12 protein-coding genes and 1 tRNA gene are annotated in these 13,776 nt (G+C 64.7%); 4 read left to right on the forward strand and 9 right to left on the reverse strand.

What is annotated here, in order from left to right; translation table 11 throughout:
• Nucleotides 1-999, forward strand: coding sequence for a methylmalonyl Co-A mutase-associated GTPase MeaB (meaB, locus tag E4P29_RS14710; RefSeq protein ID WP_135045757.1), 999 nt, complete (start codon nucleotides 1-3; stop codon nucleotides 997-999).
• Nucleotides 1,000-1,008: 9 nt separating this feature from the next.
• On the opposite strand, the gene E4P29_RS14715 is transcribed toward meaB, so the two are convergent.
• Both E4P29_RS14715 and E4P29_RS14720 read right to left on the reverse strand, forming a co-directional pair.
• Nucleotides 1,009-2,049: a nucleoside hydrolase gene (locus tag E4P29_RS14715; RefSeq protein WP_135045759.1), complete on the reverse strand. Its 1,041-nt coding sequence runs from the start codon at nucleotides 2,047-2,049 to the stop codon at nucleotides 1,009-1,011.
• On the reverse strand, nucleotides 2,046-2,516 hold the full coding sequence (locus tag E4P29_RS14720; protein ID WP_135045761.1) for an OsmC family protein: 471 nt from the start codon (nucleotides 2,514-2,516) through the stop codon (nucleotides 2,046-2,048). The genes E4P29_RS14715 and E4P29_RS14720 overlap by 4 nt, the downstream gene beginning before the upstream one ends.
• Nucleotides 2,517-2,717: 201 nt before the next feature.
• Between E4P29_RS14720 and proP the strand changes: the two genes are divergently transcribed.
• Complete coding sequence (gene proP, locus E4P29_RS14725) at nucleotides 2,718-4,253, forward strand: glycine betaine/L-proline transporter ProP (protein ID WP_135045763.1); 1,536 nt, start codon at nucleotides 2,718-2,720, stop codon at nucleotides 4,251-4,253.
• On the opposite strand, the gene E4P29_RS14730 is transcribed toward proP, so the two are convergent.
• The 5 genes from E4P29_RS14730 to E4P29_RS14750 form a co-directional block, all read right to left on the reverse strand.
• Nucleotides 4,242-5,552 carry a CoA transferase gene (locus tag E4P29_RS14730; RefSeq protein ID WP_135045765.1) on the reverse strand — a complete coding sequence of 437 codons (1,311 nt, stop codon included), beginning with the start codon at nucleotides 5,550-5,552 and terminating at the stop codon, nucleotides 4,242-4,244. The two genes, proP and E4P29_RS14730, sit on opposite strands and share 12 nt — an antisense overlap.
• 5 nt (nucleotides 5,553-5,557) lie before the next feature.
• Entirely contained in the window at nucleotides 5,558-6,823 is a 1,266-nt protein-coding gene (locus tag E4P29_RS14735; protein ID WP_135045766.1) for a saccharopine dehydrogenase NADP-binding domain-containing protein, read from the reverse strand.
• A gap of 38 nt (nucleotides 6,824-6,861) precedes the next feature.
• Nucleotides 6,862-8,358, reverse strand: coding sequence for a glutamate-cysteine ligase family protein (locus E4P29_RS14740; protein WP_135045768.1), 1,497 nt, complete (start codon nucleotides 8,356-8,358; stop codon nucleotides 6,862-6,864).
• 134 nt (nucleotides 8,359-8,492) lie between these two features.
• Complete coding sequence (locus tag E4P29_RS14745) at nucleotides 8,493-9,956, reverse strand: SDR family NAD(P)-dependent oxidoreductase (protein WP_135045770.1); 1,464 nt, start codon at nucleotides 9,954-9,956, stop codon at nucleotides 8,493-8,495.
• Between the two features lie 142 nt (nucleotides 9,957-10,098).
• Nucleotides 10,099-10,184: transfer RNA gene (locus E4P29_RS14750), tRNA-Leu, on the reverse strand.
• Between the two features lie 193 nt (nucleotides 10,185-10,377).
• On the opposite strand from E4P29_RS14750, the gene E4P29_RS14755 reads away from it, so the two are divergent.
• Together E4P29_RS14755 and E4P29_RS14760 are read left to right on the forward strand one after the other, a co-directional pair.
• Nucleotides 10,378-11,736: a M20/M25/M40 family metallo-hydrolase gene (locus E4P29_RS14755; RefSeq protein WP_135045914.1), complete on the forward strand. Its 1,359-nt coding sequence runs from the start codon at nucleotides 10,378-10,380 to the stop codon at nucleotides 11,734-11,736.
• 16 nt (nucleotides 11,737-11,752) lie between these two features.
• On the forward strand, nucleotides 11,753-12,280 hold the full coding sequence (locus E4P29_RS14760; protein ID WP_094717474.1) for a YbhB/YbcL family Raf kinase inhibitor-like protein: 528 nt from the start codon (nucleotides 11,753-11,755) through the stop codon (nucleotides 12,278-12,280).
• 65 nt (nucleotides 12,281-12,345) lie between these two features.
• Here the strand turns inward: E4P29_RS14760 and E4P29_RS14765 are convergent, their stop codons facing one another.
• Together E4P29_RS14765 and E4P29_RS14770 are read right to left on the reverse strand one after the other, a co-directional pair.
• Nucleotides 12,346-13,416 (reverse strand): quinone-dependent dihydroorotate dehydrogenase, encoded by a 1,071-nt coding sequence (locus E4P29_RS14765; RefSeq protein WP_135045916.1) that lies wholly within the window; start codon nucleotides 13,414-13,416, stop codon nucleotides 12,346-12,348.
• Nucleotides 13,417-13,494: 78 nt separating this feature from the next.
• A complete protein-coding gene (locus E4P29_RS14770) occupies nucleotides 13,495-13,734 on the reverse strand; it encodes a DUF5703 family protein (protein ID WP_135045918.1) in 240 nt (79 codons plus the stop codon).
• Nucleotides 13,735-13,776 lie beyond the last annotated feature (42 nt).

The following is a 13,776-nucleotide window of genomic DNA, read 5'->3' on the forward strand; positions in this document are numbered from 1 at the left end:
ATGAACTCTCCGAACAAGGGCCGCGTCATCGACATCGATGCGGTGGCCGAGTCGGTCCGAGCGAACGAACGATCCGGGCTGGCGCGTGCCATCACCCTGGTCGAGTCCACCCGCTCGGATCATCGCGATCTGGCGCAGCAGTTGCTTCTTCGGGTGCTGCCCGATGCCGGCGGCTCGCACCGGGTGGGCATCACCGGGGTGCCGGGGGTCGGCAAGTCGACCTTCATCGATGCGCTGGGCATGCGGTTGATCGAGAAGGGGCACCGGGTTGCGGTGCTGGCCGTCGATCCGTCGTCCACGCGCACCGGCGGTTCCATTCTGGGCGACAAGACCAGAATGTCGCGCCTGGCCGTACAGGAGAACGCGTACATCAGGCCGTCGCCGACGTCGGGAACGTTGGGCGGAGTGGCCCGGGCGACGCGGGAGACCATCGTATTGCTCGAAGCAGCGGGATTCGACGTGATCCTGGTCGAGACGGTGGGCGTGGGCCAGTCCGAGGTGACCGTAGCGAACATGGTCGACTGCTTCACGTTCCTCACGTTGGCGCGGACCGGGGATCAGTTGCAGGGCATCAAGAAGGGCGTTCTCGAACTCGCAGATCTGGTGGCCGTGAACAAGGCCGACGGCAAGCATGCGACCGATGCGAAGAACGCGGCCCGCGAGTTGGCGGGTGCGCTGCGGCTGATCTATCCACACGATGCGATCTGGAAGCCTCCGGTGTTGACGATGAGCGCCATCGAAGGCACCGGCCTCGACGAGTTCTGGAACACGGTGCTCCGCCACCAGCAGGTGCTCCGTGACGCAGGCGAGTTCGCCGAGAAGCGTCGCAAGCAGCAGGTGGACTGGACGTGGACGATGGTCAACGATCAGCTACTGCGTCGGTTGGCTCAGAGCCCGACAGTGAAGGCAATTCGACACGACGTCGAATCTCGCGTGCGCGACGGGTCGCTCACGGCGGCGTTGGCCGCTCAGGAGCTACTCGACGCGTTCGATTCCTGACGCCTGCTGTCACTGCTGGGCCGGGTACAGGGTGGCCGCCAGCTCGCCGACGCGTTCCACGAGCTGATCGAAGAACGCCCGAGGATCGGCGTGGGTGGCGATGGCGACGTTCGGCGGCTTGCCCCACATCCCGCGCCAGTCCGCCACCGTCGTTCCGCGAGTAAGGGTTCCGACCAGTTCCACGTCCACTGTCGCGTGCCGATAACTGGCGATATTCGGTTGCACCGCCACTGCTGCGGCGAACGGATCGTGCATGTGGGCCAGGAACCCCTGATCGTGATCGCGATGAAACTCGAAGTAGAAGCGGACCGCATCCGAGAAGTGGCGCACAATCGGGTTCGAGGCCGTCGATCGCGCCCCCGGCGCATCGGTCGGCGAGATCAGCTCGGCCGGAACGCTTCCGGCGCGTTCACCCAGAAGGCGAATGTGCTCGGGTGTCATCTCGATGGTCTCGGTGATGTCGAGTGCGCAGACGATCGGACGTCGGTCCTCGGGTAGTCCGGAGAACGCGGCGAAAACCTCCGCTGCAGCCTCGGGGTCCACCGCGATGTTCCACTCGCTCGTCGGCGTCGTGTTTCCCTGATGCTGAAAAGCACCACCCATCAACACCAATCGCTTCAACAGCCGAGGCAACTCGGGGTCTCGGCGAACCGCCAGCGCGAGATTGGTCAGCGGACCGGTGACGAGACCGGTGATCTCACCCGGGCGCGAGCGAACCAACTCGATCCACATCGTGGTGGCATCGCGTGCGGACAGGTCCCGACTCGAGACCGGCAGCTCCGCATATCCGATGCCCTGCGGTCCGTGTGTGTCCTCGGTGGTCATCAGTGGTGCCACCAACGGCACCTGCGCACCGAGCGACACTTCGATATCGGCCGCGCGGCACAGGTCGAGCCAGGCCAGGTTGTTCGCGGCGACCTGGTTCACCGGCACGTTACCGGCGGTGGACGCTATGCCGAGGATCTCGGCCTCGTCGGTGGCCAACAGGTAGAGCAGTGCAAGCGAGTCGTCGATCCCGGTGTCGACGTCGACGATCATCGGTACGGTCATGCGTTCACCTCGGTCGTCGGATTGTGGCGGACCGGGAAGTTGACCGATCGGGCGATGAAGCACTTGGCTGCGGCCTCGGCGTGCAGTTCCTCCGCACGGGTCACCATCGAGGACTCGGCGACCGTCACTACCGGAGCCAGGGTCACCTCGACGAACTGCCCCGAGCCGTCGGATTGCTCGGTCATGACCCCGGTGGGGGAGTCGACGTAGCCGGTGACGGTCACGTGCGATGCGGCAGCCAACCCGAGGTACCACAGCATGTGGCAGCTCGACAGCGACGCCACGAGTAGCTCCTCGGGATTCCACCGCTCGCGATCGCCGCGAAAGCTCGGATCGGAACTGGCCGCGAGATCGGGTTTGCCAGGTGCCGTGACGAGATGATCGCGGTCGTATGCGGCTGCATTCGCCGTCCCGTGTCCGCGATTGCCGGTCCAGCTCACGGCCAGGGCGTAGTCATGGGTGGGCATGTGTCCATCGTGCCAGGCCTGGTTGCACCGGACGTGATGCACGCCGAGGTGCCTGTCCGTATTGTGACCATTGCACCAATTGTCAAGGTAGTGACCAAGATTCGATCGACCGACCCTCACCTGGGGGAATGCGCACCTGTGCGCGTCCATGTCCGTTTCGGAGTTTGTTCGCTGGTCATTGTGCTCGCTAACGTTGCTGCAATGACGGTTGCGCAAGGTTCAGAATCGCCCGAGTCGTCACCCCAGATCCCGAAATGGGGCCAGCGCCACGTTCAGCGTCTGCGGCGTGACGCGTTCTTCAAACGTATGCGTCGCAAGCCGGCGATGTCGGAGGAGAGCATCACGGTCGTCGACCAGCCCATGCTCAAACGCGCCGTGTCTGCAGCGGCGCTGGGAAACACGATGGAGTGGTTCGACTTCGGCGTGTACGGCTATCTGGCCGCGACGCTCGGCAAGGTGTTCTATCCCGACGCGTCGCCGGCGGTCCAGTTGCTGTCGACCTTTGCCACGTTCGCGGCAGCGTTCGTCGTACGGCCACTCGGTGGACTCTTCTTCGGCCCGCTCGGCGACCGCATCGGACGCCAGAAGGTCCTGGCCGCCACCATGATCATGATGTCGATCGGCACGCTGGCCGTCGGCCTGATTCCCAGCTACGACTCCATCGGAATCTGGGCTCCCATCCTGCTGCTCGTCGCCCGCCTCGTTCAGGGATTCTCCACCGGTGGTGAATACGGCGGTGCCACCACGTTCATCGCCGAATACTCACCCGACAAGAGACGTGGTTTTCTCGGCAGCTGGCTCGACTTCGGCACTTTCGTCGGATACGCGATGGGGTCCGGATTGGTGACGATTCTGAATGCGGTACTGGGCGACGCCACCATGATCGAATGGGGTTGGCGCATACCGTTCTTCATTGCTGGTCCGATGGGCATCATCGGTTTGTACCTGCGCCTCAAGCTGGAGGACACCCCCGCGTTCCGCAAACAACTCGACGAGCACGACTCCAAGGTCAAGGCGCAGGAGACCGGACGCAGCTCGATCGGAAAGATCTTCACAGTCCATTGGAAAGCACTGCTCATCTGCATGGGAATCGTGTTGCTGTACAACGTCACCAACTACATGGTGACCTCGTACCTGCCCACGTACTTCACCGAGGTCGTCGGTCGCAGCCAGCTCAGCGCCGATCTGTTGGTCCTGTCCGCGATGGTCGTGGTCGTGTCCATCATCGTGGCGGTGGGTCGGCTGACCGACCGAATCGGCCGCAAGCCGGTGTTCGTGTTCGGTGCCATCGGACAGATCGTTCTCGCCATCCCGTGCTTCCTGCTGATCCAACGCAGCGGATGGATCGGGCCTCTGATTGCGTGCCTGCTTCTGGGAGTGGTGTTGGCGTGCTTCGCGGCACCCAGTGCCTCGACTTTGCCTGCTCTGTTTCCGACCCGCGTGCGCTACGCCGCACTGTCGATCGGATTCAACCTGTCGGTATCGATCTTCGGCGGCACCACACCGCTGGTCACCTCGGCCCTGGTCAGTTCCACCGGCAGCACCATGATCCCGGCCTACTACCTGATCATCAGCGGCGTCATCGGTCTGATCGCCGTCGGTTTCCTCCGCGAGTCGGCTACTCAGCCGCTCGACGGTTCTCCGCCCCAGGTGGATTCGACCGAGGAGGCCAAGGATCTGTACACCGAGGCGTCGGCGCTGACCGGGAGTAGCTCCGCAGACCGGTCAGCGCGGTAGCCAACCGGCGTCGTCGCTACCCCAGATGTGAGCGGGGTACGCGTAGTCGGAGTAACGGTCGAACACCGGTCGCGCTGCCGTCACCGAGCCGTGCGTGACCACGCACTCGGGTGGCGGTGGCGCGGCAGGGCGGTGTTCGGGGTCTCGCCCGGAAAGGTCGGTCAGCCACGCCGCTGTTCTGGCCAGCGCGACGTCGACCGGTGCCGCAGTGCCCGACCCTTCTGCGCGCGCCGCCAGTTCCGAGACGATTCCGGCAGCCAGTAGATAACCGCTCGCCTGATCGAGGGCCTGAGCCGGGAGCCGACCGGGCCGACCGTCCCGGCCTTCAAGAACCGAGATACCGCTCGCAGCCTGAACGAGGCTGTCGAAGCCGCGCCGCCGCGACCACGGACCCTCTGTGCCCCATGCGCTGATGCGCCCGTGGACGAGGTCCGTCCGGTGTTCGAGGCCGAAACGGTCGAGGGCCCCCGGCCGATACCCGGTGACGAGCACGTCGGCCGAGTCGAGGAGCCCGAGCACCCGATCGAGTCCCTCCGCCGTGTCCAGGTCCAGCAGGGCCGACCGCTTGCCCTGACCGTTCTCCAGATGCTGCCACGGCAGTTCCGGATGCCGGGGCGAATCGACACGGAGCACATCGGCACCGAGAAGTGCGAGAGCGCGGGTAGCGACAGGACCGGCAATCACGCGCGTCAGATCGAGCACCCGGATACCCGCCAACGGGTAATCGGCACCGTGTGGTGCGAACGACGGAATACGCACTCGGGCAGCCGGATCAGCCGCGCCTCGTGTGACGACCGGACCGGACCGTGCCGCGACACCAGCGGGGTGAGCGGACCACTGTTCCTCCGTGCGCACCTGCACGGCCAGAGCGCCCGACGCCGCACACAGTTCTTCGAGCTCGAACCCGGACATTCCGCGGAGTCGATCGCCGAACACGTCGATCGACTCCGCCGAGCCGGTGCCGCCGAGGCCCACCACACCGAGCAACGCCTCTCGGTGATGTGGGTAGTTGGCGTGGGTTCTCACCCAGCCGTCGGACACCGGGAAGAAGCCGGACAGATCGGCGAAAGCCTGCACCGGCTCGCCGTCTATCCGTAACACGGTGTCGCCCATGAACGACGCGGCAATACGCGCCATGGACGCTGTCGGCGTCATCGTCTCCGCATCCGTCGACACCGGCCCCACTGCGCTCTGCACTCGGGCGACGGCGGTGCCGAGGGCACCGACCGACTCGGCGGCGAGCGTAGCGACCGGAAGCGTCGATGCGAGATATCCAGTTGTGCCCGGCGTTCCCTGCACCGCAATCAGTTCCGCTTGGCCCAGATCTCCACGCCGGCCGCATTCAGACGGTCCACCAGAACGTCGCCCATCGCGGTCGCGGGAGTGAGAACTCCGCTGGCCTTCGGAAGTGCGTCACCGCCGAGAACCAGCGCGAGTGCGGACTCGGCGAGCATGACCGCCGTGGCCTTGTAGCCGGGGTCGCCGGAGGCCTTGACCCGGGCCCGGTACCGCGCCCCGGACGTGGTCAGGGTGTACAGATCGACCGTGAAATGGCCCTTCTCTCGGGCCTTTTCACTGGGGCCGCTGCCGGGCTTCGGCAGGATGCGATCGAGCACTTTGCCCGGAAGTACCGTCATGGCCGACACTCCGACGAACAGTCCTGCCGACAGTGCGCCGGCGAGCACCGGGCTGACGACGGACGAGCCGACGCTCATCACCTCGCTGTACCGGAACTGCTTTCCGTAGGCCCAGTCTCGAAGTGCATTGGTACGCCGCACGACTCGTGTGTTGTACGAGGCCATCACGAACGGCGCCTTCCACCCGCGCAGGCTCGGATCGATCTTCTTGCCGTCGATGAGCACGGTGTCGAGTTGGCGGCCGAGTTGGGGCTCGAGGCTTCGATCGGGGCTCAGTGAATACGGACGGGCCGCGATGCGCCTGGCCCGCTTGTCCTTCTTCATGGCCTCGATCTGGCCACGAAGCGAGTCGACGGTACCGCCGCTGACACCGCCCGACATCGAGGTGACCACGAGCGTCGTGTCGGTCAGTTCACCGGCGTTGTCCGCAGTCACCGCCTCGTAGAGAGCGTGGACACCGATGTCGGACGGCACCGAGTCGAACCCGCACGAGTGGACGATCCTGGCCCCGGTACGTTGAGCGATCTCGTGGTTGGTGTCGATGCTCTCGCGAGCGAAGAGCACCTCGCCGGTGAGGTCGACGTAGTCGGTTCCGGCCTCGGCGCACGCAGTTGCCAGAGGCAAGCCGTACTTGGCATACGGGCCGACCGTCGTGATGACGACTCGGGTCGATTCGGCCATGGATCGCAGCGCAGCGGTGTCGGCGGCGTCGGCTTCGATGACGGGCCAGTTCTGGGCGTTGGGTCCCAGTTCCTTTCGCGCTGCCTCGATGCGTCCGGTGGACCTGCCTGCCAGCGCGATACGGGTGTCGGCAGGCGCGTGTTCGGCGAGGTACTTCGCCGTCAGCTTTCCTACGAATCCGGTGACGCCGTAGACGACGATGTCGTGAGTACGGTCGGGGCCTGAGGTGAAATCCGAGTCGGACGTAGTCATGGTTACGACACTAACGCGGACGCTGCAGGCAGCGTCGGCTAGTGGGTCCAGGTGTGCACGGGTTCTCCTGCGTCCATCCTGTCGACGTAATCTCCCAACATCCCCGCGAGAGCCTGCTCCCGACTATCGCCTGCCCGTTCGCGCGCGACGACGGCGTCTCGCTGCCACCCCGATCCCGACTGCTTGGCCAGGCACCGCGCTTCGATGACGCCGAGATAGCGGTCACGTACGGCAGAGTCGACGCCGTACGCGGCGAGACCGGCCTCGGCCATCGGAAGCAATCGTCGCAGTACCAGCTCCTGCGGACTCACCCAGCCGACCTCGGGCCAGTAGAGCATCGAATCGAACCCGCCGCGGGCTGCGGAGTGCACGTTCTCCTCGGCGGCATCGAACGACATCTGCGACCACAGGGGCCGATCGGCATCCGCGAGAGCCCGTACGGTGCCGTAGTAGAACGCGGCATCGGCGAGGGTGTCGACGACTGTCGGTCCGGCAGGCAGAACGCGGTTCTCGAGCCGGATATGGTGCCCGTCGCCGGATCGATCGTAGATCGGCCGGTTCCACCGGTACACGGTTCCGTTGTGCATCCGCAGTTCCGACAGTGACGGCGTATCACCACGAGCCAGAGCGGCTTTGGGGTCCTCTTCGCTGCACACCGGGAGCAGGGCGGGGAAGTAGCGCGAGTTCTCCTCGAACAGGTCGAAGATCGAGGTGATCCATCGCTCCCCGAACCACACTCGTGGGCGAACGCCCTGGTTCTTGAGTTCCTGCGGCCTCGTATCGGTGGCCTGCTCGAACAACGGTATGCGGGTCTCGTGCCACAGTGCACGCCCGGCGAGAAACGGCGAGTTCGCGGCGAGCGCAACCTGAACACCCGACAACGCCTGTGCGGCATTCCAATACGACGCGAACTCGTCAGGGGCGACTTGCAGATGCAGTTGGACGGACGTGCAGGCCGCCTCGGGCAGAATCGTGTCGGTCACGATATCGAGATTCTCGGCGGTCGTAGACCCGGGCAGACGAACGCCCGCGATCTTCAGTTCGATGTCCTCACCACGGGCAGCGAAGATCTGCTGGTTCAGTAGGTCGTATCGCGGATTCGCCGACAGCCACCGATGCTCGAAGTGTTCCTTCGTCAGCGTCGGAAGCATGCCGATCATGGCAAGTCGACTACCCGAGCCACGGGCCCGCTCGTCGGCAGCATTCAACGATCGCCGCAGATCCCTTTCCAACTCGGCGATCGACGACCCCCGCAGCGGTCGAGGATCGACGTTGATCTCGATGTTGAACTGGCCCAGCTCGGTCTGATAATCAGGATCGGCGATGGCGTCGAGTACCTCGGCATTGGCCATCGACGGTGCCATGTCCTCGTCTACGAGGTTGAGCTCGATCTCCATGCCGATCTGGGGTTCGCCGACCTGGAACGTCTCGTCGGCCAACATGATGGCCAACGCGTCGAGGCAGTCCTGAACCTTCTGCCGAAACTGGTGTCGGTCCTGTCTGGTGAACTTTCGGCGTTCGACATCCTCGCCCATGGTGACCGCCTAACGCTGTGTCTCGGTGCCGTTCGCTCACGCGAGACGGCGTCGTTTCCGAGTATCGCAGCCCGGCCTGCTCCGGGGACGTCCACGTGCAGAATCACCCGAAGAAACGATCCCGGGGCCGATCGTCACCAGGGCGAGGGCTGGTAATCCTTGAGGAACGAGCCGTACAGATCGACTCCGAGTTCGCCCTGCACGATGGGGTCGTACACCCGCGCAGCACCGTCGACCAGATCCAGCGGCGCGTGGAAGCCCTCGTCGGCCAGCCGCATCTTGGTGGGGTGCGGGCGCTCGTCGGTGATCCATCCGGTGTCGACCGCGGTCATCAGGATGCCGCTCTCCACCATCTCCTTGGCACTGGTGCGGGTCAGCATGTTCAGTGCCGCCTTGGCCATGTTGGTGTGCGGATGCCCCGGGCCCTTGTATGCCCGACCGAACTGACCCTCCATGGCAGAAACGTTGACCACATACTTACGTCGAGCCTGTGACGCCTCCATCGACGCGCGCAGGCGTGAGACGAGAATGAACGGTGCCACCGAATTGCACAGCTGCACTTCGAGCAACTCGACCGGGTCGACCTGCTCGACGGTGTGAATCCAGCTGTTGGTCTCGGCGAGGTCGGGCACCAAGCCGCCCGCGTCGATCGCCAGTCCGTTCTCGATACGCTCCGCTGTCACCGAACCCGCCACCATCGCCAGGGACGCGACGTCGTCCGCACTCAGAGTCGCCGAGACCTGCTGACCGCCGATCGCCGTGGCCGGCAACGAACTGGCCAACGACGCAGGGTGTGCGTCGCTGGTCTTGCCGAACGTGATCCGTTCCGGCCCGGCACCGCCGGTCAATGCCGCGGGCAACGGCTCCGCTTCGGCGTCGGCCAGCGCGCTGTACGAGCCGGGGGAGCGCTTGACCGTCTGCGCAGCGTTGTTGATCAGGATGTCGAGCGGCCCCTCGGCAGCGACCGAATCGGCAAGTGCCACGACCTGAGCGGGGTCTCGTAGATCGATACCGACGACGCGCAAGCGGTGCAACCACTGATCGCTGTCGTCCATCGCAGCGAACCGGCGCACTGCGTCGTTGGGAAAACGCGTCGTGATCGTCGTGTGCGCGCCGTCGCGAAGCAGCCGAAGCGCGATGTACATGCCGATCTTCGCCCGTCCTCCGGTCAGCAGTGCTCGCCGTCCGGACAGATCGGTTCGTGCGTTTCGCTTGCCGCGGTTGAGCGTCGCGCACTCGGGACAGAGCTGGTGGTAGAACGAATCGACATCGGTGTAGCGCTGCTTGCAGATGTAGCACGGGCGCGCCCTGATCAAGGTGCCCGCGATCTCACCCTCGGCGCGCGAGGTGAGGGACAAACCTGCGGTCTCGTCGTCGATACGGTCCGGGGAGCCGGTTGCCGTGGCCGCCACGACGGCCCGGTCGGCTGCGCTGACGGCGTTCCGTGCGGCGACGCGTCGAGCACGCTTGAGATCTTTGAACATGGCACCGGACGCCCGCTGGACGGCGATGGAATCCGGATGATTCTTGTCCAGCTCGGCGGCTTGGGCGAGCACCCGCAGACACGTGTCGAGATCGGTGGGGTCGATCGAGTCCATCTTCAGTCTCCTAGCATCGGCCCGGTCGAGCCGTCGACGTGAGAACAACGAAAAAGACCCCGATTCCGAAGAATCAGGGTCAGTTTCGTCTGTCTCAACTCAGATCTTTGAAAATCTTTGTCTGTGAAAAACATTCAGACGGTGTCCGAGGGGGGACTTGAACCCCCACGTCCGTTAATAGGACACTAGCACCTCAAGCTAGCGCGTCTGCCATTCCGCCACTCGGACATGTGCGACCGTTGCCGCATATTCTCTTGTTGCTCTCACAGCTGGTCGCTGTGCGCTGCGTAAGATTATCCGACGGGTTCCCGATAACCCAAATCCCCACGTCAGTTCATGCGTCGAGCGGTTTTCGGTGGTGCCCCGGCCCCTCGGTGATGGTAGGAACGACGATGTGGCAAACGATTCGAACGACCCCGAAGTGAACAATGCCCGAAGCCGAGGAGAACGCACCCCCACCGTCGCTCTCGACGAAGTCGTGGAGCTGGTCAGCTCTCTGATCAGGTTCGACACCTCGAACACCGGCGAACTCGACACCACGGTCGGCGAGAAGGAATGCGCCGAATGGGTGGCGAGCAAGCTCGAAGAGGTGGGATACGAGACCGAGTACGTCGAATCCGGCGCCCCCGGACGCGGCAACGTCTTCGCCTGGCTGCGCGGCGCCGACTCGTCCCGAGGAGCTCTGCTGGTACACGGACACCTCGACGTCGTTCCGGCCGAGCCGGCCGACTGGAGTGTGCACCCGTTCTCCGGAGCCGTCGAAGACGGCTACGTCTGGGGTCGAGGTGCCGTGGACATGAAGGACATGGTCGGGATGGCACTGGCGCTGGCCCGCCAGTTCAAGTCGAACGGCACGGTTCCGCCCCGCGACATCCTGTTCGCGTTCCTCGCCGACGAGGAGGCCGGCGGCAAGTACGGATCGCACTGGTTGGTCGACAACCGACCGGATCTGTTCGAGGGCGTGACGGAAGCAGTAGGCGAGGTCGGCGGGTTCTCGCTCACGGTCGCTCGACCGGACGGCACCGAGAAGCGGCTGTACATGGTCGAAACCGCGGAGAAGAGTCTGGCGTGGATGCGGCTGACCGCAAAGGCGCGGGCCGGACACGGATCGTTCCTGCACGACGACAACGCCGTGACCTATCTGGCCGAGGCCGTCGCGAAACTGGGCAATCACACATTCCCCCTGGTGCTCACCGAGTCGGTATCGCAGTTCTTGCAGGCGGTCTCCGAGGAATCCGGACTCGACTTCGATCCGACGTCACCGGACATCGACGGCACGCTGCTCAAACTCGGCAGCATCGCCCGCATCGTCGGCGCGACCCTGCGCGACACGGCGAACCCCACGATGCTCTCGGCCGGCTACAAGGCCAACGTGATCCCGCAGACCGCGACGGCCGTGGTGGATTGCCGCGTGCTGCCCGGACGCCAGGCCGCCTTCGAGAAGGAGGTCGACGAACTGATCGGCCCGAATGTCGAACGGGAATGGATCACCAAGCTGGAACCGTACGAGACCACGTTCGACGGGGATCTCGTCGACGCGATGAACGACGCCGTCCTCGCGCACGATCCGAACGGCCGAACTGTTCCGTACATGTTGTCCGGCGGCACCGATGCAAAAGCGTTCGCGCGCATCGGGATTCGTTGCTTCGGGTTCGCCCCGCTCAAGCTTCCGCCGGAACTCGATTTCGCGGCGTTGTTTCACGGCATCGACGAACGAGTACCCGTGGAATCGTTGGAGTTCGGCACACAGGTGCTCGAGCACTTCTTGATGCACAGCTGATACGAAAGGAACCATCGTGGCGTACAACCCATACGACTCGCTTCCGGACCTACCGTCCTTCGAGTTGACGTCCGAGGATGTGGAGGACGGCAAGCCTCTGAAGGCACAGCAGGTCAGCGGAATCATGGGAGCCGGTGGACACGACAACTCCCCGCAGCTGTCCTGGTCCGGATTTCCCGAGGGCACCAAGAGCTTCGCGGTGACGGTCTACGATCCCGACGCCCCGACCGCCTCGGGTTTCTGGCACTGGGCCGTGGCGAACATTCCGGTCGAGACCACGTCGCTGGTCTCGGGAGCAGGCGACGACGGTGGAACCGGGGTGCCCAGCACGGCGGTGACGCTGAAGAACGACGCGGGCCTGTTCCGGTACATCGGGGCGGCCCCGCCCGCAGGCCACGGCCCGCACCGCTACTTCATCGCGGTGCACGCCGTGGACGTCGATCGGCTCGAGGTCGACGAGACGGCGACCCCGGCGTACCTCGGGTTCAACCTGTTTTCGCACGCCATCGGACGTGCCGTGATCACGGGTACCTACGAGGCCTGACTGCGGTCCCGTCGTGCGCGTTCTGCGTAGCCCCAGCTACGCAGAACGCGCACGACGAGGGGCTGTCAGAGCGTGTTCTCCGAACCCACTGCATCGGAGAGCGTGGCGAATCCGTGCTGCTCGAGTCTCGACGCCAGACCACGGTTGATGTTTCTGATCCACAGCGGTCCGCCGTAGATGAACCCGGTGTATCCCTGCACCAGTGACGCACCGGCGACGATGCGCTCCCAGGCCTGCTGCTCCGTTTCGATTCCTCCCACCGAGATCAACGTCAGCTGTGTACCGACCCGGCGGTAGAGGCGCCGGATGACGTCGAGCGAGCGAGCTTGCAGGGGAGCACCGGACAGCCCGCCTGCACCGATTGCCGCCACCGCCTCGGCGTCGGTGCGGAGCCCCTCGCGAGAGACAGTGGTGTTGGTCGCCACGATGCCGTCGAGCCCGAGTTCGACAGCCAGATCTGCGACGGCGTCGATGTCCTCGTCTGACAGATCCGGCGCAATTTTCACCAACACCGGTACCGACACCACCGACTGCACGGCAACCAGAATCGGCCGCAACGACTCGACGGCCTGCAGGTCCCGTAGACCGGGAGTGTTGGGGGAGCTGACGTTGACGACGACGAAATCAGCAAGAGGTCCCAGCAAACGGGCGCTAGTGGTGTAATCGGCGGCGGCGTCCGCGGGCTCGACGACCTTCGTCTTGCCGATGTTCGCACCGATGGGGATCCGGGTTCTGCGCGAGCGCAGTTTGGCGGCCGCATACTCCGCACCGTGGTTGTTGAAACCCATCCGATTGATGATCGCGCGGTCGAGCGGCAGCCGGAACAGTCGAGGCGTCGGATTTCCGGGTTGACCCTGCGCAGTCACGGTGCCGATCTCGGCGAAACCGAAACCCAGCGGTGCCCACGCATCGATACCGTCTGCATTCTTGTCGAACCCGGCCGCGAGCCCGAGGGGTGCCGGGAATTCGATGCCGAATGCCGTCGAACGTAACCGCGGATCGTCGACGACGAACAGTGCGCTGGCCAGCTTCCGAAGCGGAGGGAGAGCGGCAACGACCCGAAGTACACGGAAGGCGAGGTGATGGATCCTTTCCGGTGATACGAGAAACATCAGGCGCAACAGGACGCGGTACAGGCGGTCTCCCACGGTCTTCTTTCCGGTCGGTACTTCTGGGTCAATGTTCGGAGTCGATCGATCACGCCGTCGAGAGGGTCAGATTCCGGGCTCCGGCACATGATGTGCGGTCTTCTTGCGCTTGAGCAACACGCGGCGACTTCCATCGTTGTACAGACGGACCCGAGACAGCTCCCAGCCGCCGAATTCGGCCTGAATCGCGAGCCGCATCGATGCGGTCACCCGAGTGACTTCGGGTGGCAACCGGAGAGGGACGTACTCCCAGTCGTCGGACGGGGACACCTCCCACCCGACGGGCATCTTCGCTCGGCCCGGCATCGAATTCTCGTGTGCGTTCACGTGCCTCCACCATTCTCGAGG

The sequence above is a fragment of the Rhodococcus sp. 1R11 genome (assembly GCF_004563845.1).
Classification (GTDB): domain Bacteria; phylum Actinomycetota; class Actinomycetes; order Mycobacteriales; family Mycobacteriaceae; genus Rhodococcoides.